This window comes from Streptomyces sp. NPDC048185, from assembly GCF_043202495.1.
In the GTDB taxonomy this organism is placed as follows: Bacteria; Actinomycetota; Actinomycetes; order Streptomycetales; family Streptomycetaceae; genus Streptomyces.
On record NZ_JBIDAN010000002.1, the window covers coordinates 929,524 to 948,620 of the forward strand.

General features: G+C 74.9%; 21 protein-coding genes. 12 read left to right on the forward strand and 9 right to left on the reverse strand.

The genetic code is table 11. From position 1 onward, the window contains the following. Positions 1-11: 11 nt before the first annotated feature. Positions 12-1,517, forward strand: coding sequence for a hypothetical protein (locus ACGF3H_RS10035; RefSeq protein ID WP_362487995.1), 1,506 nt, complete (start codon positions 12-14; stop codon positions 1,515-1,517). Between the two features lie 58 nt (positions 1,518-1,575). Next, the gene (locus ACGF3H_RS10040; RefSeq protein WP_362487993.1) at positions 1,576-2,262 is read left to right on the forward strand and encodes a hypothetical protein; all 687 of its coding nucleotides are present in this window, start codon (positions 1,576-1,578) and stop codon (positions 2,260-2,262) included. A gap of 118 nt (positions 2,263-2,380) precedes the next feature. Here the strand turns inward: ACGF3H_RS10040 and ACGF3H_RS10045 are convergent, their stop codons facing one another. The 4 genes from ACGF3H_RS10045 to ACGF3H_RS10060 form a co-directional block, all read right to left on the reverse strand. Beyond that, positions 2,381-2,806 carry an OsmC family protein gene (locus ACGF3H_RS10045; RefSeq protein ID WP_161163892.1) on the reverse strand — a complete coding sequence of 142 codons (426 nt, stop codon included), beginning with the start codon at positions 2,804-2,806 and terminating at the stop codon, positions 2,381-2,383. 91 nt (positions 2,807-2,897) lie between these two features. Beyond that, positions 2,898-4,298, reverse strand: coding sequence for an amino acid permease (locus ACGF3H_RS10050; RefSeq protein ID WP_362487990.1), 1,401 nt, complete (start codon positions 4,296-4,298; stop codon positions 2,898-2,900). An 83-nt stretch (positions 4,299-4,381) separates the two neighbouring features. Then, positions 4,382-6,514, reverse strand: a complete 2,133-nt coding sequence (locus tag ACGF3H_RS10055) for a phage holin family protein (RefSeq protein ID WP_393816468.1) — start codon at positions 6,512-6,514, stop codon at positions 4,382-4,384. Between the two features lie 128 nt (positions 6,515-6,642). Beyond that, positions 6,643-7,044 (reverse strand): hypothetical protein, encoded by a 402-nt coding sequence (locus tag ACGF3H_RS10060; RefSeq protein WP_362487986.1) that lies wholly within the window; start codon positions 7,042-7,044, stop codon positions 6,643-6,645. An 84-nt stretch (positions 7,045-7,128) separates the two neighbouring features. On the opposite strand from ACGF3H_RS10060, the gene ACGF3H_RS10065 reads away from it, so the two are divergent. Further along, a complete protein-coding gene (locus ACGF3H_RS10065) occupies positions 7,129-7,902 on the forward strand; it encodes an MBL fold metallo-hydrolase (RefSeq protein WP_362487984.1) in 774 nt (257 codons plus the stop codon). Further along, on the forward strand, positions 7,899-8,525 hold the full coding sequence (locus ACGF3H_RS10070; protein ID WP_362487982.1) for a VTT domain-containing protein: 627 nt from the start codon (positions 7,899-7,901) through the stop codon (positions 8,523-8,525). The genes ACGF3H_RS10065 and ACGF3H_RS10070 overlap by 4 nt, the downstream gene beginning before the upstream one ends. 56 nt (positions 8,526-8,581) lie before the next feature. On the opposite strand, the gene ACGF3H_RS10075 is transcribed toward ACGF3H_RS10070, so the two are convergent. The 4 genes from ACGF3H_RS10075 to ACGF3H_RS10090 all read right to left on the reverse strand — a co-directional run bounded on the left by ACGF3H_RS10075 (position 8,582) and on the right by ACGF3H_RS10090 (position 13,135). Next, on the reverse strand, positions 8,582-9,640 hold the full coding sequence (locus tag ACGF3H_RS10075) for an MBL fold metallo-hydrolase (RefSeq protein WP_362487980.1): 1,059 nt from the start codon (positions 9,638-9,640) through the stop codon (positions 8,582-8,584). Continuing rightward, entirely contained in the window at positions 9,637-10,959 is a 1,323-nt protein-coding gene (locus ACGF3H_RS10080; protein ID WP_362487978.1) for an aminotransferase class I/II-fold pyridoxal phosphate-dependent enzyme, read from the reverse strand. Before ACGF3H_RS10080 ends, ACGF3H_RS10075 begins: the two co-directional genes overlap by 4 nt. Positions 10,960-11,103: 144 nt before the next feature. Continuing rightward, positions 11,104-12,156 (reverse strand): hypothetical protein, encoded by a 1,053-nt coding sequence (locus ACGF3H_RS10085; RefSeq protein WP_362487976.1) that lies wholly within the window; start codon positions 12,154-12,156, stop codon positions 11,104-11,106. 184 nt (positions 12,157-12,340) lie between these two features. Beyond that, positions 12,341-13,135: an RNA polymerase sigma factor SigF gene (locus tag ACGF3H_RS10090; RefSeq protein ID WP_362487974.1), complete on the reverse strand. Its 795-nt coding sequence runs from the start codon at positions 13,133-13,135 to the stop codon at positions 12,341-12,343. A 586-nt stretch (positions 13,136-13,721) separates the two neighbouring features. Between ACGF3H_RS10090 and ACGF3H_RS10095 the strand changes: the two genes are divergently transcribed. From ACGF3H_RS10095 to ACGF3H_RS10125, 7 genes are all read left to right on the forward strand, one after another. Next, a complete protein-coding gene (locus ACGF3H_RS10095) occupies positions 13,722-13,943 on the forward strand; it encodes a hypothetical protein (protein ID WP_393816469.1) in 222 nt (73 codons plus the stop codon). 102 nt (positions 13,944-14,045) lie between these two features. Further along, positions 14,046-14,582 (forward strand): GNAT family N-acetyltransferase, encoded by a 537-nt coding sequence (locus ACGF3H_RS10100; protein ID WP_362487972.1) that lies wholly within the window; start codon positions 14,046-14,048, stop codon positions 14,580-14,582. A 116-nt stretch (positions 14,583-14,698) separates the two neighbouring features. Next, complete coding sequence (locus ACGF3H_RS10105; protein WP_362487970.1) at positions 14,699-15,079, forward strand: hypothetical protein; 381 nt, start codon at positions 14,699-14,701, stop codon at positions 15,077-15,079. 132 nt (positions 15,080-15,211) lie between these two features. After that, complete coding sequence (locus tag ACGF3H_RS10110; protein ID WP_362487968.1) at positions 15,212-15,808, forward strand: GPP34 family phosphoprotein; 597 nt, start codon at positions 15,212-15,214, stop codon at positions 15,806-15,808. 207 nt (positions 15,809-16,015) lie between these two features. Then, positions 16,016-16,408, forward strand: coding sequence for a DUF2795 domain-containing protein (locus tag ACGF3H_RS10115; RefSeq protein WP_362487965.1), 393 nt, complete (start codon positions 16,016-16,018; stop codon positions 16,406-16,408). A gap of 21 nt (positions 16,409-16,429) precedes the next feature. Further along, complete coding sequence (locus tag ACGF3H_RS10120; protein ID WP_362487963.1) at positions 16,430-16,861, forward strand: CBS domain-containing protein; 432 nt, start codon at positions 16,430-16,432, stop codon at positions 16,859-16,861. A 105-nt stretch (positions 16,862-16,966) separates the two neighbouring features. After that, positions 16,967-17,506: a type 1 glutamine amidotransferase domain-containing protein gene (locus ACGF3H_RS10125; protein ID WP_362487960.1), complete on the forward strand. Its 540-nt coding sequence runs from the start codon at positions 16,967-16,969 to the stop codon at positions 17,504-17,506. 122 nt (positions 17,507-17,628) lie between these two features. Here ACGF3H_RS10125 and ACGF3H_RS10130 read toward each other — a convergent pair whose 3' ends face one another. Continuing rightward, positions 17,629-17,907 (reverse strand): DUF6158 family protein, encoded by a 279-nt coding sequence (locus ACGF3H_RS10130; protein ID WP_362487957.1) that lies wholly within the window; start codon positions 17,905-17,907, stop codon positions 17,629-17,631. Positions 17,908-17,967: 60 nt separating this feature from the next. Between ACGF3H_RS10130 and ACGF3H_RS10135 the strand changes: the two genes are divergently transcribed. Then, positions 17,968-19,089 (forward strand): Vms1/Ankzf1 family peptidyl-tRNA hydrolase, encoded by a 1,122-nt coding sequence (locus ACGF3H_RS10135; protein ID WP_362487955.1) that lies wholly within the window; start codon positions 17,968-17,970, stop codon positions 19,087-19,089. Positions 19,090-19,097 lie beyond the last annotated feature (8 nt).

Below are 19,097 nucleotides of genomic sequence, written 5' to 3' on the forward strand. Positions count from 1 at the left end.
CGGGGGGGACCTTGTCGTCCATCGACCACGGTTCGGAACATCTGGAAGAACTGACGCGTCTGGCCGACGAGCGGGCGACGAGACCCATCATCGAGTGCTGCCCGCACCTGCTCACGCTGCTGCCCCCGGCCCTCGTGCCGGCGGCGGACACGCCCCTGAACCGTGCCCGCGCCTTCTACAGCCTTCTGAAGGACGTCGTCCGGGAGGCGCAGAGCGCCTATGACGACCTGCGGCGCAGCGAAGAGGTCTGCAACACCTTGGCCGTGGGCGCCCTGTTCGGCCTGGTCACGTGGAGACCCGACCAGCCGCCGGGGCAGCGGATTTCCGGCTCCAGCGGCAACCGGGACGTACGACAGGGCATCGCCGGCGAGTGGCTGGACCCGGACCCGGGGACGAAGCTGACGCAGCGTACCGTCAGGGAACGCAAGACGAGCCTGCTGAAGCTGTTCCAGCACACGTTGTACGACCACGTGGAGCGGATCGACGCCGAGGCCGGAGTTCGTCTTCCGGCCGCGGAAGCCACGGCTCACGACGGCCCGGGGCCACGGCCGGAGCCGGTTCGGGAACCGCAGCCGGGGCCGGTCCGGACACCGCAGCCCGCCGCGTCGTCAGCCGGTGCCGCGCCGGAAGAGGCCGAGGGTGTTGCTCCACGGCGGCACGGCTCACCGCGTCCCTGGCCGGTCTCCCGCAGGGCCACGGTCGCCGCCGTCTCGGTGCTGCTTCTGGGGGCGGCCGGGCTGGTGACCTGGTGGGCGCTGTCCTCCGACGAGCCGGCGGGCGACCCGGTCTCCGTCGACGACGTCGTCACCTCCGGCCAGGCCGCGAGCTTCGTCCTGCCGCTCCCTCTCGACCTGACGCCGGCCCAGCTCGACCAGATCAATCACGACCAGTTCTGGCGCGGGGGCGGCGACGCGGAGGCCAAGACCTTCTCGTCCTGGCTCGACCGGAACCGGGGAGCCCAGGCAGAGGACGCCCGCGTCAACGTCACCCTCAGCGGTACGGCGGCCGAAGCCGTACGGATCACGCGCATCGACGTCGAGAAGCGCGACTGCCGGGACCCGGCGGGCGGCGGAACCCTCTTCTACGCCCCGGTGGGCGGCTCGGGTGAGGACAAGAACATCAGTCTGTCCTTCGACCTGGACGCGCAGGCCCCCTTCGCCGCGGACGCCGAGGGACAGGACTACTTCGCCGGGAAGTCCGTCGTTCTGGCCCCCGGGGAGACGGAGACGCTCAGCCTGTACGTCAGGACACGCCGCCAGGACTGCCGGTACTCGTTCCTTCTGCGTGTCGTGGTGCCGGGTGCGAAGGAGCCGGTCGTCCAGCGCGTTCCGCAGCAGGGCGCTCCCTTCCGGCTCACCGCACTGGCCGAGGGCGCCGACCCGTCCCACCCCTACTCCCCTTACCGGGCGCTGTATGTGGGCGGTGCCGCCTCCCCGGCCGCCGGCGCCTTCGTCCGGGCCGACCCTCTGGCCTACACCGGTGATCCGGCGACACTCGCCGGCACCGACTCGCCGTGACCCGCAGTCTCGGCGGTCACCCGCACCACGAAACGCCAAGCCGTTCGAGGAGAGGCGCATGAGGAACCGATCCGCGCGAGGAGGACTCCTCACGGTGCTGACGGCCGTGATCGCCCTCCTGCTGGCGGGTGGCGCCTGGTGGCTGTACGGCACCGATGGGCCGTTGTCGTCCGGTGAGGGGAACGGCAGGGGGAAGGGGCGCCCTCTTGATCTGTCGGGATACGACTGGGCCGACGCGACCGTCCCCGGCGGCCTGTGCGGGCATCGCGGCGGCATCAGGCTCCGCGACGGGGCGGCGACCGGAGTGTCCTCGACCTTCGACGGACCCGAGCCGGACATGCCCCAGGACGTAGGGGCCTATACCGACGAGGTGGTGTACGGAGATCTCACCGGGGACGGCGCCTGGGAGGCGGCCCTGCCCGTGCTCTGTGCCAATCACGACTCGACCGCGGCGGGGCAACGGGCCATGGGAGTCATGGTGTTCGACGGTGCCGCCGGACGGCTCGACCTGATCGGCACCCTCGTCGGCCAGCAGCCCCGGGTCGGTGAACCGCCCAACTTCCTCCGGGTCGAGCAGATCACCCGTGGCGGGATCACGGTCACCGAAAAGTTCTACGGCGCGGCCGACGCCAACTGCTGCCCGACCGGGGTGGCCCGCAGCACCTGGACGTACGGAGGGGGCAAGCTCGTCCCCTCCGGGAGCACGGTGCGTACGTCACCGTCGCCCCAGCCCCCGCTCGACTGAGGCACTCGTCTCTCGTCACCCCCCGCCAGGCTGCTCACGGGGACCGGCGTCCGACTCGGTTCCGGGCGCCGACGCCAGGGGCGCGCGAGAGCACTGGCAGGGGGCCACCCGGCCGGGGTCAGGCGAGCTTCGCCGACAGGGTGATGGTCGTGCCGGTGAGGGCCTGGCTGACCGGGCAGTTCTTCTTGGCGTCCTCGGCGGCGGCGACGAACGCGTCGTTGTCGATGCCCGGGACGGTGCCCTCCACGGTGAGGTGGATGCCCTTGATGCCCTCACCCGGCTGGAAGGTGACGTCGGCGGAGGTGGTGAGCTTGGTGGGCGGGGTGCCGGCGCCGGCCAGGCCGTGCGACAGCGCCATGGAGAAGCAGCTGGAGTGGGCGGCGGCGATCAGCTCTTCGGGGCTGGTCTTGCCGTTGGCCTGCTCGGCGCGCGACGGCCACGACACCGGCTGCTCGCCGATGCCGGACGAGTCGAAGGTGACGACGCCGCTGCCCTCGAGCAGGTTGCCTTCCCAGACGGTGTGTGCGGAGCGCGTGGTTGCCACGACGAGTCCTTTCCGGATTCCCTTGCGGTACTGGGGCGGTGGGAGCCCGTGCCCGGGTTCCCACCCCCATCCGATCACACTCCGGCTCAGCTCACCCGGAAGACCGGTCCCCGCGCGGGGAGCGCTGCCGCCGGGCCGCCATCACCGCGTGGACCAGCACGCCCGCGAAGAGGAAGAGCACGCCCTGGTAGACGGCCGCGTAGCCGGCGCCCGCGACCAGCCACAGGGAGAACGCGGCCGCCACGGACGCGATCACGGCGTCGCGGACCAGCCGGGCGCGGTTCACGCGCTCGCGCTGTCCGGAGACCAGGTGGAAGAGCTGCGCGGCGGTGGCCAGCAGGTAGGGGACGGTCGCGGTGAAGGTGGTGACGAGGACGAGGACCTCGAAGACCTTCGCCGAGCCGGACGTGTAGTTGTAGACGGTGAGGAGCGACGCCAGGACGACGGTGACGCCGACGCCGACCGTGGGGACACCGCGCCGCTTGCGGGCGAAGGCGGCGGGGAAGAGGCCGTCCCTGGCCGCGGCGTACGGGGTCTGGGCGCTGAGCAGGGTCCAGCCGTTCAGGCAGCCGGTCATCGACACCAGCGCGGCGAGCGCGACGGCCCAGCCGCCCCAGGCGCCGCCGAACATGGCGTTCACGGCGTCGGAGAAGGGCGCGGCGGAGTCGACGAGGCGGTCGTGGGCGACGGTGCCGAAGACGGAGAGGGTGCCGAGCAGGTAGACGAGCGCGGCGCCGGCGGTGCCGATGACGGTGGCCCGGCCGACCGTGCGGCGCGGGTTCTTGACCTCGCCCGCGCTGACCGCGGCGGACTCCACTCCCAGGTAGGAGAAGAGCAGGATCGCGGCGGCGGCGGAGACCGCGCCGATGCCGCTGCCGCCGCTCGCGTTGAAGGGGCCGAGGTTGCCGGGGTCGAAGAAGAACAGTCCGCCGACCGCGACGAGCAGCAGCGGCACGAACTTCAGCACCGTGGAGACCACCTGGACGGCGCCCACCCAGCGGGTGCCGGCGAAGTTGGCGAGCGCCGGCAGCCACTGGATGACGAGCGCGGCCAGGCACGCGGTCCAGCGGTGGTCGTTCACCGGGATCAGGACGTCGAGGTAGCCGACGGCGGCGACGGCGAGCGCGGCGTTGGACACCCAGGTGGTGATCCAGTACGCCCAGGCGGCGAGGAATCCGGCGAAGTCGCCGAAGGCCTCGCGGGCGTAGACGTAGGGGCCGCCGGTGCGCGGGTCGCGGGCGGCGAGCCGGCCGAAGACCAGGGCGAGGGCGACGGCGCCGACGGTCAGGACGCCGAAGGCGAGCAGGCTGATGGTGCCGAACGGGGCGACGGAGGCGGGGAGCAGGAAGATGCCGCCGCCGATGATGTTGCCCATGACCAGGGCGGTGGCGACGGGCAGCCCGAAGCGGCGGGCGTGGCGGTCGCCGCCGGGGGCCGCGGGGGTCTCCCGCTGGTCCGGAGCCGGTGGGGGGACGGTCCCGGTGACGTGCATGGGGGTGGTGCGCCTTCCTTGGAACTGGTGCCCGGGATCGCCGGGACGGTCCATGGTCCGGCACGGCCGCCCACGGCTCCAAATCAGGCGGTTTTGTCCTGCGGACGCCGGTCCGGGACCGCAAAAGGTGCACTGTCGCGGCCCTCGGGCCGGGAATCGTCCAGGGGCACCTGCGGTCCGTTGGACTCGCGCAGCCAGCGCCGCAGGATCCGGTGGACGTGCTCGGCGCCGACGATGTCCTCGCCCTCGCCGTCCGGCGTCGACAGGACGACGGGCGACAGCAGGAAGGCCCGCGACTGGGCCCCGCCGAGGCCGCCGTGGGAGCCGATCTGCTCCTCGAAGGCGAGGACCTCGCCGTCGGCCGGGTCGTGGAAGGAGTTGACCATGATGTCGGCGGTGTGCGGGAAGGAGTGCGTGCGGCGCACGGCGTCCGCGGCGCCGGGGCCGAACGGCGCGAGCGGGCCGGGTTCCTCGTCGAGCCGGTCCAGCGGGAGCTCCGCGCCGCGCGCGCCGAGGACCACACCGCCGTGCTCCTCGCTGCGCACGAGCAGGAACCCGACGCCGGGGTGGTTGGCGAGGGTGGGCAGCAGCGCGGGGTGGCGCGCGTCGATCTCCTCGCGGCTCATGCGGTGCGGCACGTCCGGGAAGGAGACGAGCCCGAGGTTGCCGGAGGCCAGCACGACCGGCTCCGAGTGGCGGTCGGCGGGCCGCCGCTGTTCGTCGCCCTCCTCCACGGGCCGGTGCAGGGCGGCCCGTACGGCGGTGCGCGCCTCGGCGCCGCTGCGGGTGCGCCGCGCCCGGCGCGGCACGGGCAGTCCGCAGCCGGCCCGCACCAGGTCGGCGAGGGTCAGGCCGTAGCGGGAACGGAAGGTCTCGCCGGGACTCTGGCCGTGGTCGGACAGCACGACGGTCCGGTACCGGCGGGGGGCGTGCTCGGCGACCTTCTCGATCAGCGCGAGGGACCGGTCGAGCCGCTGGAGGACCTTCGCGGCGTCCCGGCTGCGCGGCCCGGAGTGGTGCGCGACCTCGTCGTAGGCGACCAGGTCGGCGTAGACGGCGGTGCGTCCGGCGAGCATGTCGCCCATCACGGCGGCGACGACGACGTCCCGCTCGACGACGGTCGCGAAGGCGCGGACGAAGGGGTAGAGGCCGCCGCGGGAGACGCGGGGGCGGACCTTGCGGGCGCGGGCGCGGGTGGACTGCCCGATCTCGCGGCCCACCTCCGCCACGAAGGACATGGCGGTGCGGACCGCGTTGGCCGGGTCGGAGAAGTAGGCGAAGTACCCGGACCGGGAGCGGTTCTCCCGGCTGCGACGGCGGGTGGCTATGGACAGCACGAGGGCCTGTTCGTCGGCGCCGCCGCTGAACAGGTTGCCGCGGCTGGCGCCGTCGAAGGTCAGCAGTCCGCCGTCGCCGGTGTGCTCGATGGCCCGTCGCTGGAGGTCGGCGGCGCTGGTGGGGCGGTTGCACACGACCACCTCGCCGCTGTCCTTCTCGTACCAGCGGAACGCGGGAACGTCGTGGTTGCTGCCGTGCAGGATGCCGAGCTGGCTGGCACCGGTCTGGCTGGACCAGTCGGTGCGCCACGGGGCGAGCCGGTGGGTCGCGGAGGAGCCGTCGCGGCCGAGCCAGCGGGCGACGGTGGGCATCAGGCCCTCGTCGACCGCGTCCAGCAGGACGTCGTGGCCGACGCCGTCCAGTTGCAGGAAGACGGTGCCGGGGCCGGTCGGGCAGGGCGGGCCCGATCTGCGGCGGCGGTCGGCGAGCCGGTAGAGCCGGCGCCTGTAGGCGTCGTCGTCGCGGACGGCCAGGGCACCGCCGGTGGCGGAGGCCACGGCGGACATCACGGCGGCCACCACCACGGCGGTCTCGGGGGCGACGCCGCCGCGCGCGGTCGGGTTCACGTCCAGTGCGAGCAGCAGCAGCCCGCCGTTCAGGAAGAAGACCAGCAGCCCGAGGACCAGCGCCGGCACGAGCAGCAGCAATCGCACCAGCAGCGGCCACACCAGCGCCGACAGCAGGCCGAACGCACCCGCGCCGACCGCGGCGGTGACGGCGATGTCGGTCGCGCTGTCACCGTCCGGGGACTGGAGCCGGAAGTCCGGGAGGATCCCGGCGAGCACCAGCATGGTCACCGTGGAGACGGCCCACACCGCGACGCTCCGCCCGATCTGACTGGCGCCCCGCCGCCAACGCCCTCCACCCACGCTTCGCACACCTCACGTCCCGGCCCGGCGTCCGCGCGAGCCGCCCCCACCCTGCCACAACGCTCCGGGACGCCTGTTTGTCCCCCCTGGTCCGGTTCACCCGGGGCCGCGCCCGGCGTCCGGCGGCCCGGCGGTGATCAGCGGCCGTCGTATCCCGCCGTCGGCATGGACAGTCTGCGGTGCACGCACGCCTTCATCCGGGCGTCGTACGACGGTTCCTCGTGGCCGACCGTCTCCACCCGCACCCCCCGCCGCGCGCACTCCGCGGTGAACTCCTCCACCGACGACAGCGCGCTCCGCAGCACCCGGTGACTGGGCGCCACGAACAGGTCCTGTCCCGGGCGCACGCCGTCCCACAGGGCGTCGTGGTCGGGGCGCAGCCCGCGGACCAGCAGTTCCCGCGTGACGACGTAACCCTGCTCGGCGGCCCAGCGCGCGCACATGGCGTGCTGGCTGCGGGAGTCGACGAGGAAAGGATCGTCGTCCAGCTGCTCCAGCGGCGTCAGACTCGCGATCGCCGTCACCCTCAACGCCCTCATGGTGTCCCCCCTCACCTCCCGTTTTCGCCGCCGACCCTACTCCTGGACGTAGGCTTCGGGGAGTCGCGCGAAGGAGGCAAAGAGGTGCCGGTGGAGCTCACGTGGTGGGGTCACGCCACCTGCACGGTCGAGGACTCGGACATACGTGTGCTCACCGACCCGCTGTTCGTCCGCAGATTCGCGCATCTGCGCCGCAGGCGGGGCCCGGTGCCGCCGTCGGACGCCTGGCACGCGGACGTGACGCTGGTGTCCCACCTGCACGCCGACCATCTGCACGTGCCGTCGCTCGCGCGGCTCACGCCGGGTACGCGCCTGCTCGTGCCCCGGGGCGCACGACGGGCGGTGCCGGGGCTGCGCCGGCTCGGGCACCTGAAGCTGACCGAGGTGGCGCCGGGCGACGAGACGGTGGTCGGTGACCTGCGGATCCGGGCGGTGCCCGCGCGGCACGACGGGCGGCGGCTGCCGTTCGGCCCGCACCGCTCCCCCGCGCTCGGCTACGTCGTGGAGGGCGAGGGCCGTACGTACTTCGCCGGGGACACCGGCCTGTTCGACGGGATGGAGAAGGAGATCGGGCCGGTCGACGCGGCGCTGCTGCCGGTCGGCGGCTGGGGGCCGTACCTGGGGCCCGACCACCTGGACGCGGGACGGGCGGCCGAGGCACTGGCCCGGCTGGCGCCGTCCACTGCGGTGCCGGTGCACTACGGCACGTACTGGCCGATCGGGATGGACGCCGTGCGCCCCCACGAGTTCCACACGCCGGGCGACGAGTTCGTGCGCCTGTCGGCGCTGCACGCGCCGGACGTCGCGGTGCACCGGCTGGGGCACGGCGGGAGTGTGCGGGTGGAGGTCGCGAGGTGACCTTGCTGGGCACCGCCGTGACGAGCATCCCGACCGAGCCGACGCAGCAGGCGCTGGGCTATCCGTCGCTGTTCCTGCTGATTCTGATCGGGGCGCTGGTACCGGTCGTGCCGACGGGCGTCCTGGTGAGTTCGGCGGCGGTGGTGGCGATGCACCAGACGCTGCCGTTCTCGCTGCTGATGGTGTTCGTGACGGCGTCGCTGGCCGCGTTCTGCGGTGACATGGCGCTGTACTGGCTGGGGCGGCGCGGGGTCGGCTCGAAGAACGGCTCGCGCTGGCTTGAGGCGATCCGGTCCCGGGCGCCCGAGGACCGGCTCGAGCAGGCGCAGGAGAAGCTCGCCGAGCACGACGTCGCGGTGCTGGTGCTGTCCCGGCTGGTGCCGGCCGGCCGGATACCCGTGATGCTGGCCTGTCTGCTGGCCGAGTGGCCCACGCGCCGCTTCGCCCGGGGCAACCTCCCGGCCTGCGTGGCCTGGGCGGTGACGTACCAGCTGATCGGCGTCCTCGGCGGCTCGCTGTTCAGCGAGCCGTGGGAGGGCGTGGCGGCGGCGATCGCGCTCACGGTACTGGTGAGCGTGGCGCCGAGCGCCTGGCGCCGGCTGCGGGGGCCGGCGAAGGCGTAGGGGCGAAGGCGCGGGGGCGGTGGGGAGAGGCGCGGGGCGCGGCTCGGGAGGGCCGTTCAGTCGTCGTCCAGCACGCGGGAGCCGCCGACGGGCAGGTCCCACAGGTCGTCCCGGGGCAGGCCGGCCTCCTGCCAGGCGGCGCGTACGCGGGTGAGCGGTTCCATGACCGGTTCCGCCGACAGCACGAAGGTGCCCCAGTGCATCGGTGCCATCCGACGGGCCCCCAGGTCCTGGGCGGCTCGCACCGCCTCCTCCGGGTCGCAGTGCACGTCGCTGAGCCACCAGCGCGGGTCGTAGGCGCCGATGGGGAGCAGCGCGAGGTCGATGCCCGGGTGGCGACGGCCGATGCGGGAGAACCAGTGGCCGTAGCCGGTGTCGCCGGCGAAGTACACGCGCCGGCCGTCCGCGTCGGTGAGGACCCAGCCGCCCCACAGCGTGCGGCAGGTGTCGGTGAGGGTGCGCTTGGACCAGTGGTGGGCCGGTACGAAGTCGAAGCGGACTCCGCCCAGCCGGGCGCCCTCCCACCAGTCCAGCTCGGTGACCCGGGTGAAGCGGCGCCGGTGGAACCAGCGGCCGAGTCCGGCCGGGACGAACACGGGGGTGTCACGGGGGAGCCTGCGCAGCGTGGGGGCGTCCAGGTGGTCGTAGTGGTTGTGGCTGATGACGACCGCGTCGACCCGCGGCAGGTCGCTCCAGGCGACGCCGACGGGGGTGACGCGGGCCGGGGTGCCGAGGATGCGGCGGGACCAGACCGGGTCGGTGAGCACGGTGAGCCCGCCGATGCGCACCACCCAGCTGGCGTGTCCCGCCCAGGCGACGGCGACGGTGCGGGCGTCGACGCGGGGCAGCGGTGCGGGGGCGTACGGCAGTCTGGGGACGTCGGCGAGGCCTTCGGCGCTCGGTCTCACCGCGCCCTCGCGGGCGAATCTGGCGAAGGCCTTCAGGCCGGGCAGCGGTGCGGTCAGCCGGTCGTGGAAGGTCCGCGGCCACACCCGGCGTTCGGCGAGCGGCCGGGGCTCGGCGAGCGGCGGGACGGGGGAGGCCGCGGCCGGTGAGGTGTCCTGGTCCTGGGCGGGCGTGGTGGGCCTGGTGGTCGACCGGGGCTGCTGCGTCATCGAGGAGGCTCCCATCGCTGAGCGTCGCGGAGATCGCCGAAGACCGACTTCAGGGCGGTCAGCGCGGCGTGCACGTGCGGCAGTTCCAACGGGTCGGTGGAGGTGAGGCTCTCCGCGCGCCGTTCGTCGGTGTCTCCCAGCAACGGGCCGGTGGACAGCCGGACGCGCAGGGCGAGGAGGTCGTCGCCGAAGCGGTGGCCGCCGGGGGCGGGCATGCCGAGCCGGGCGGTGAGGAAGTCCTCCAGTTCCTGGGCGTCGCCGACGCCGTGGGCGCCGAGCGCGTCGCGGAGCGGGCCGAGGTCGGCGTACAGGTGACGCCCGGCCTGCGGGGGCCGGGCGGTGGCGCCCGCGGCGACGACGGCGGCGTGCACGGCGGCGGCCACGCGCGCGTGCAGGCGTACGGCGGCCGACCGGCGGGCGGTGACCGGCTCCGGTTCGGCGAGCGCGTACCCGGCCGCGGCGGTGAGGGGCGCGGCGACGCGGGCGCCGAGCGCGGTCAGCACGTCGAGGACGCGCGCGTGCAGGCCGTTCCCGGCGGCGGAGGCGGGGAAGCGGGCGACGGCGGCCGGCCAGCCCGCCGGCAGCGCCGCGCCGGCCAGGTCGGTCACGACGGTGACCCGCTCGGGCAGCATCTCGGCGGGGCTGAGCAGCACGGTGGCGTGCGGGTCGTGCAGGGTGTCGCGCCAGGTCTCGTCGCTGACCAGGTGCAGTCCCTCGCCGGCGGCGGCCTCGACGGTCTCGTGCAGCAGCTCGGGCGGCGCGACGGTGCCGGTGGGGTCGTCGGCGACGGACAGCACGAGCAGGCGCGGGTCGCCGCCCTCGGCCCGGATGCGGCGCACGGTCTCCAGGAGCGCGTACGGATCGGGGACGCCGCCGGACTCGGCGGGGGTGGGGACGTGGAAGACCGGTCTGCCCAGCAGCCGCGCGTACGGCGCCCACCAGGCGGCGCAGGGGCGCGGCACCAGGACGTCGCCGCCGAGCGCGGCGGTCAGCGCGAGCAGCAGGGCGTTGGCGCCGGGGGCGGCGGCCACGTGGTCCGGGTCGGTGGGCAGTCCGCGCCGGTTCCAGTAGCCGCAGGCGGCGTCCAGCAGCGCCGGGGCGCCGCCGGCGGGTTCCTCGTGGGCACGGCCCGCGGAGGCGGCGAGGACGGCGGACAGCTCGGGCAGCACGGGCAGTCCGTCGCCGGGGAGATGCGGGCCCCGGCGGACCGCGCCGTGCCCTTCGGGACCGTCGCCCGCGGGCGCGCGGCCGGCAGGGCTCCCGCTCCCGGGCGCCGTGTGGCGTTCGGAAGCGTCGTTCCCGGGGTCCGTCCGCCGCATGGGTGCCTCCGTCGTGCCGAGTCCTGTCGCCGCCGGTCCCCGACCGCTTCCTTCCTCGTGCTCCGGTCGTGCACCAAGTACCCACCGGGCCGCCCGGCCATGGCTCCGGCCCGCGTTGCGTCGATCACCCCCGGCCGGGGCGGGTCAGTGGTCCCGGCTCTCCCCGCGCAGCCGCAGCCGCAGCCGGTACGCGGCGCCGCCGAACGCGCCGGCGATCAGGACGCCGCCGGCGGCCAGGGCGGGCACGGAGTCGGTGAAGGATCCGCCCGTGCCGGCCTGCACCCCGTGCTCCGCCTCGCCGCCGCCGCAGGACGCGTCCCACGCCGTGGGTCCGGGGCACGGTGGCTCGGTCGCGCACGGCGCCCCGTGCGTGGCGGAGTGGCCGGCGGGAGCGGCCGGGCCGGAGAGCGCGGCCTCGTCGTGGGGGACGGCCTCGTCGTACGGGACGGGCGCCTCGTCGGACGTGGCCTCGTCGGAAGCGGGTTCGTCGGGAGCGGGCTCGTCGGGAAGGTCGCCCGGGACCGCTTCGTCCGGTGCCGGCTCGTCGCCCGGGAGGGCGGGATCGGCGTACGGCACGGTCTCGTCGCGTGCCGTCGGCTCGCCGCCGGGGACGACAGGCTCCTCCTTCGGGACGGCGGGTTCGTCCTTCGGGACGCCGGGTTCGTCGCGAGGCGCGGCGGTCGGGCGGCACGAGGGCTCGGGGGCGGTGCTCCCCCAGGACCGCTCGGGTTCGGCGGAGCCGCTGCGTCGGGACACCGTCATCGCCGCGCTCCACGGCCTGCCCTCGCCGCCGGATGCCGCCGGGCACGTGCCGTCGACGGTCCACGGCGAGGCGGGGCCGGCCGCGTCCGGGTCGCCCTCGAGGTCCGCGGCGGGGGCTATGCGGGCGGTACCGCGGTAGGCCGGGGTCCTGTCGTCGGCGCCGGCCACCTTCAGGAGCGCGACGGTGCCCCCCTCGAAGGCCGGGGAGACCGCGTCGAGGGCCTCGGGCGCCGCCCCGCCGGCCGGGTCGCAGGTGACCGAGACGGTGACGGTGCCGCCCGGGCCGACGTCCGCCGGGCTGACCTCGGCGGCGGGTTCTCCGGCGCCGGCCGGCCCTGGGGTGCCGCCCGGGTCCGCCGAGCCGGACCCGGCGAAGACGCCGAGGGCGGCACTGGCCAGTACGGCGACGGACAGGACACGGGAGGTGCGGCGCATGGGTTCGGGCTCCTTCGAGCGACGGCTGCGGGGGCGCGGGACTCGCGCCCTCGGCCATCACAGCCCGCCCGGCCCGGTGGCGCGCGCCGCCGTGCGCCGTTCGCGGGACCGGGGCCCCCGTGCGGGTGAGGACCAGGTTTCGGGCCGCCCGCCGGGCCGCCGGGCCGTCCGCCGGGCCGCGGGGTCAGGCCGCCGGATCCCGCAGCACCTGTTTCCGCACCCGGTCGCAGCTGCGGCTGATCAGCCGGGAGACGTGCATCTGGGAGATGCCGAGCTGCTCGGCGATGCGGCTCTGGGTCATGTCGTCGAAGAACCGCATGTAGAGGATGGCGCGCTCCCGTTCCGGCAGGGCGGCCAGCCGCCCCTTGACGGCCTCGCGGTCGACGACGGTGTCGAGGGCCGGGTCGGGGGCGCCGAGGCCGTCGACGAGCGAGTAGCCGTCGTCGCTGTCGGGGGCCTCGGCGTCGAGGGACAGGGCCGTGAAGCTCCCCAGCGCCTCCATGCCCTCCCGGACGTCCTCCTCGCTCAGCCCGGCGCGCTCGGCGATCTCGGCGACGGTGGGCCGGTGGCCGGGGGCGGCCTGGGCCAGGTCCTGACCGGCCGAGCGGACGCTGTTGCGGAGTTCCTGCACCCGGCGCGGCACGTGCAGGGTCCACATGTGGTCACGGAAGTGGCGCTTGATCTCGCCGGTGACCGTGGGCACGGCGTAGCTCTCGAACGCGCTGCCGCGGGTGGGGTCGTACCGGTCGACGGCTTTGACGAGGCCGAGGGCGGCGACCTGCCGCAGATCCTCGTAGCTCTCGCCGCGGCTGCGGAAGCGCCCGGCGAGCCGTTCGGCCATGGGCAGCCAGGCCTCGACCACGCGGTCACGGACCGCGTCGCGCTCCGGTCCTTCGGGAAGGGTGGCGAGGCGGCGGAAGGCGTCCGCGGTGTCGGGGGCGTCGTCGTGCGGGTGCTTGGCTCCGGCTCGGATCGGCATGGTGCGTCGCAGCTCCCTCGGAGTGCGGGGTCCTGTCGTGGCGGCGGGCGGGTGCCCGGCCGGTGCGGGCCGGGCACCGGGGCTCCGAGAGCTTTCCGGGGCTCGGGACGGGCGCCGGGGCTGCGACGACACGGCCCTGGTTGCGGGCGGTCACCGTGGGAGGGGTGTCCGGCAGCCGGACCGACGCATCCGTGGCGGCGTCGCGCCGCTCCCACGGACGTGCCTCCTGTCCGAAGCACTGGAACTGCGCCTGCCCCCGCGCGTCCCCGTCAAACACCCCGATGTGCGCTTCCCGAGGCGGGAACGGGTCTGCCCCGGACCGACGGACTCCATCGCCGCGGACGGACCCGGCGGAGTCACCCGCGAGGCGTGGGCCGTGGGGTGCGCCCTGGCGTTGCCGGCCCAGGCCCGGCACGCGGGGCGCGACTCCGCCGGCAGCGTGTTCTCCGCGGCCGACCGGATCCGCGGCGTCCGTTTCCCGGCCGGCTCGCCCGCCGGGACCTGGCCCCGCCGGGACCGTCCGGGTCGTCGACTTCGCGGAGACCTTCCTCGGCGGCGTACCGGCTGCCGGACGCCGCTGACGGCAGTGCCCGAGCTGCTGGAGGAGGGGTTCGACGACACCGCTGGCGCGCGCGGCGACATCGTGCTGATCACCGACGACGGCTGCCGCGACACCGAGGAGCGGTTGCGCGGCTGGGACGCCGCGAAGCACCGGCTGGGCTTCCGGGTGTTCGAGCGCCCGCCGGGCCTGTTACGGTCGCACCGGCGCGGATCAAGCGCGAACACGGCTCCGGCGCGGGGAGGTTGATGAATATGGCCGTCAGCGGCCCTCCTCAGCATGCCCTTTTCCGGTCCGCGCGCTGAACCGACGCGACGCGGCCCGGGTCGTTGCAACGACCAGGAGTCACCCATGTGTTCCTCACCCTCCGAGGCCCTTGCCGAGCTGACCACCGAGCGGCTCGTCCTCCGTACCTGGACCGCGGCCGAAGCCGCCGCCGTCCTCGGCCGTGAGGGGGCCGCCCCGCCCGCCGACTGGGCCGGGGACTTCCCCGCCGAGGGCGACCGTGTCATCGCGGGCCTCCTCGGCGACCGTCCCGCCTGGCTCGGCCGTTACGGCCACCGCCTGATCATCGAGCGGGACGGCGGTCTCGTCGTCGGGTCGATCGGCCTCTTCTGGCCCCCCGCCGAGGGGGCCGTCGAGCTCGGGTACGGCGTCGTCGCCTCCCGGCGAGGACGGGGCTACGCCACCGAGGCCACCCGGGCGCTGGCCGCCCTGGCCCTCACCGCACCCGGTGTCCACACCGTCACCGCCTGCGTGGAGCTGTCGAACCCGGCCTCCGTCCGCGTCCTGGAGAAGGCCGGCTTCGAGCGGGTCGACTCCACCGGGGCCGAGCGGGCAGACGGTACGGCCCGGTTCCGGGCCACCCGGCACACCCACGGCGAGTAGGAGCGCGGTGGACCGGCGGCACCGCCGTCGGCCCACCGGTTCGACCGTCGCACGCCTCCGGGAACCGTCTACGCTGTAAGGACACGTGCCGCCCGCTGAGATCCGGGAGGTGTGCCGTGCCTCGGACCCACCACTTCCACCTCGACGTGGACAGCCACTCCGTCACGGTGCAGACCCGCCGCTCCGCATCGGAGGCCGAGCTGCTGGTGGACGGCAAGGTGGTCGGCTACCGGCGCACACGACACCGCACCGACGCGCTCGCGCTCACGGCCGAGCTGCCCGGCGACCCGCCGCGCCCGTTCGAAGTCACCTTCCGCCCCGGCGGGAACGCGGCGGGTTCCGCCACCTGTGTGCTGCAGATCGCCGGACGCAGCAGCTCCATGGCCGAAGTGCCGCCGGGCCGGTCCGGCACCACGCCGCACCCGGTGACCCGGCTCTCGCGTCGCTCCGCGCACAGACTCCTGCGCAGCCTCGTGCGCCGTACCCGCCGCCACTAGCCGCCGGGCGGCAGAAGTCCCCGTGCCCGCACGCCGGTCTCCGCCGGATGCATGCTGGAAGCAGGCGTCGGCCGCGCGAGCCGGGCACACCGGATGTGCCCACCGTTGTCGACGCTCCGAGGGGAGCCGTTCATGACCACGGCGAAAGACCTGTTCATCATCGCCATGGCCCCGGAGCACGCCGTGGGGCAGGGCGACCTGTCCCTCGCGCTCGCGGGAGCCGAGCTGATCGATCTCGTGGGCGCGGGGGCGGTCGCCGTGGACGGCGACCGCATCGTGCCGGGTGGGCCGCCGCCGGACGATCCCTTCCTGGGCGCGGCCGCGGCGGGCCTCTCCCGGCAGCCGCCCCACGAGCGGATCGAGGACTGGCTGTGGCGCCGGGGCCGGGACCTGTCGGCCGCGTACCAGGCCGCCCTGGAGGAGAGCGGTGAGCTGACGCCGCGGCGAAGGAGCCGGCTGTCCTTCGGCTCGGAAGGCCTGGAACCGGTCGACACGCCCGCGCGCCGCCGTGCGGCCGACCGCTGGAACGAGAAGGAACCCGTCCTGGCCGCCCTCGCCGCGGCCGTGGGCATCGACGGCGGACGTCCCGACGACGGGACCGGCCTCGGCGACGAGGCGGTCACGAGTGTGGTGGCCGCCGTCCACGACGCGGTCATGGAGCTGGAGGCGGTGCGCCAGCGGCGGACGATCGAGAACGCGGCCTTCGCCAACGTCTGGCGCGGGCCGTGAGCCGGGCCCGCCGCCGGGAGGGTGACCGCGTCCGGCGGTGAGCGCTCGCACGGCCGCCGGGCGCGGCCGCGCACACGTCCTGGACCCGGCGGGCCGGCCGTGCGTACCGCGTCCGCGCGAATCGGGCCGGACCCGTCCGGGTGAATCCGTGTCGGGCGTCGGTGGCCGGGTACGCGGTCCGCACCCCAGGAGGATGTGGAGGGAGACATGCAGCGAGGCAGTGACCGGATGAGCGTCCACCGCGACGACGAGATGAAGCACGAACTGCAGGGTCTGCTCAGGTCCGGGCACCCCACCCGCAGCGAGGAGTGGAACGACCCGGAACCGACCGCCGAGGACGATCCGGACGTCATGCACGGACCGGTGACCCCGGGACGCGGGCCGACGTACCTGGAGGCGCTCCGGCTGGAGCTGGCCCGGAACCTGACGCGGGGCACCTTCCCCGCGGGTCCCCGGGAGCTGGGCCGCGCCCTGCGCCGCGGCAACGCGCCCGACGCCCTCGTCGAGGGGCTGGAACGGCTGCCCGACAGGGCGCGCTACGACAACGTCCAGGAACTGGCCGTCGCCCTGACCGAGAGCGGCGGGGCACAGGGCGCGTAGGCGCCGGAAGGGCGGGCCGTGATGGCCGAGTACGTCAGGGACGTCATGACTCCGGGTGTGGTCGCCGTCCGCCCGGACTCCTCCCTCGTCGAGGCGGCGCAGCTCATGCGCACGCAGAACATCGGTGATGTGGTGGTCGCGGACGGCCAGGACGTCGTGGGCGTGCTGACCGACCGGGACATCACGGTGCGGGCGGTGGCGGACGGCACCGACCCCATGGCGGTGAGCGTCCGCACGGTCTGCACCGCCGATCCGCTGACCGTCTCCCCCGGTGACCCGGTGGCGGACGCGGTCACGCTGATGCGTGAGCACGCCGTGCGCCGGCTGCCGGTCGTGGAGGACGGGCTGCCGGTGGGGATGGTGAGCCTCGGTGACCTGGCCGAGGCCAGGGACCCCGCCTCGGCGCTCGCCGACATCAGCCGCGCGGAACCGGATGCCGTCGACGGCACCTGACCGCGCTCCGCGGGGCCGGCGGGGCCGCCGCGGCCTCGTGGCCGAACGAGACGCGCGCGCCGGGCGGCGACGCCCGCCGGCGCGCCGGAAAGGAAACCGAACCACATGCGCATCGCATTTCTGACCGCACCCGAGGGCGTGGAGCAGGTCGAGCTGACCGAGCCGTGGCAGGCGGCGAAGGACGCGGGCCACGAGCCCGTGCTCGTCTCCACGCAGTCCGGTGAGATCCAGGCCTTCAACCACCTCGACAAGGCGGACACCTTCCCCGTGGACGAGGTGGTGGGCGAGACGTCCGCCGACTCGTTCGGGGGGCTGGTGCTGCCGGGCGGCGTGGCCAACCCGGACTTTCTGCGGATGGACGACAAGGCCGTGGCGTTCGTGAAGGACTTCTTCGAGCAGGGCCGGCCGGTTGCCGCGATCTGCCACGCCCCGTGGACGCTCGCCGAGGCGGACGTCGTACGCGGCCGTGTCGTGACGTCGTGGCCGAGCCTGCAGACCGATCTCCGCAACGCGGGCGCCACCTGGGTGGACGAACAGGTGAAGGTCTGCGACCACGGCAACAACATCCTGGTGACCAGCCGGAAGCCGGACGATCTCAAGGCGTTCTGCGAGACCTTCCTCGCGGAGTTCGCCAAGGCCGGCTGAGCCGTCGGGGCCCGCAGGGCCGCAGGCGTCACCTGCCCGGTCGGCCACGCGTACCGGACGCGTCGGCCGGCCGGGCCCGCGTGCGGGCGGCACGCAGAGGCACACCCGGGCGGGCCCGGCGTTCAGACGCCGGGGGCGGCGTTCTCCCCGGAACCCCGTTCCCGGGCGCCCTCGCGCGTGCGGCCGGCGGCGACCGGGCGGCGGGGGTTGCGCCGCAGCCATTCGCCCTCGAGCTGGGCCATGCGCCCGTTGTGGGCCCGCAGCGCGTCGTTCGAGCCGTACAGCAGGGTGTCGTGGCGCGTGCGGTGGATGGTCTCCAGCTCCTTCATGAGCTGCTGGTCGTCCAGGCGGCCCGGGTCCACCCCGGCCGCGGTGTCGTCCCGCGTGTCGTGTTCGTTCATGCGGTCCGGGTACCCGCCTCGGAAGCACTACCACCCCCGAGCGGCACCCGGGAGGGAGCCATGGAACTCGCCTTTCTGCACCCACTCTACGAACAGCAGGGGCCCTGGGCCTCCGTGTACGTCGATCTCTCCCAGCACACGGAGGACACCCCCCACGAACGTGAGCTGACGGCCGCCGCGGTGGCCCGGGAGCTGGCTGCGCAGGGGGCGGACGACGCGACCTGCCGGGCCGTGCGGGGGGCCGTGGACGGGCTGCGCCACTCCTCGGACCCGCACGGGCGGGCGCTGTTCGCCAGGGCCGGGGAAGTGGTCCTCGACCAGCCGCTGGCCCGCCCCCCGCAGGGCGGTACCGAGGCCCACTGGGCGCCGCTGCCGCGCGTGACGCCGCTGCTGGAGCTGGCGGGCGAGGACCCCGTGTGCGTCGTGGCGTACATCGACCGCAAGGGCGCCGACTTCGAGCTGCGCAGCGCGCTGGGCAGCCGGGACGCGGGCTCGGTGACCGGCCGGCAGTGGCCCGTGCACCGCACGAGCAGCATCGACTGGTCGGAGCGCCACTTCCAGCTGCGGGTGGAGAACACCTGGGAGCACAACGCGGCGGAGATCGCGGACGCGCTCGCGGTGTGCCAGGAGGAGACGGGTGCCGACCTGCTGATCCTGGTGGGTGACGACCGCGAGCGGCGGGCGGTGCACGACCGGCTGCCCAAGCGGCTGCAGGGCCGGATCGTGGAGTCCGCGCACGGTGCCGGCAGCCGGCTGCTGGACGGTGACGTCGAGCGGCTGCGCGACGATCACGTCCGCTCGCGGGCGCGGGACGACCTGGACAGGTTCCTGGCCGCCCGCGCACCCGACGGCGAGGGCCGGGCCGCCGCGGTGGAGGGCGTGCCGGCGCTGATCGAGGCCGCCAGGGAGCACCGCATCGACGAGCTGCTGATCATTCCGGACGGGCCCGACACCCGCCTGGAGGTGTGGATCGGCGAGGACGCCGACCAGCTCGCGATGCGCCGCACGGAGCTGAAGACGCTCGGCGAGCAGAACTCCTGGTCGGCCCGCGCGGACGACGCGCTGCTGCGCTCGGCGGTGATGACCGGTGCCCCGGCGATCTCGGTGACGCCGGCCCTGCCGCAGGAGGAGGCGACGGACGCGCCGGTGGGCGGCCTCGGCGCCCTGCTGCGCTGGCGCTGAGCGCCCCG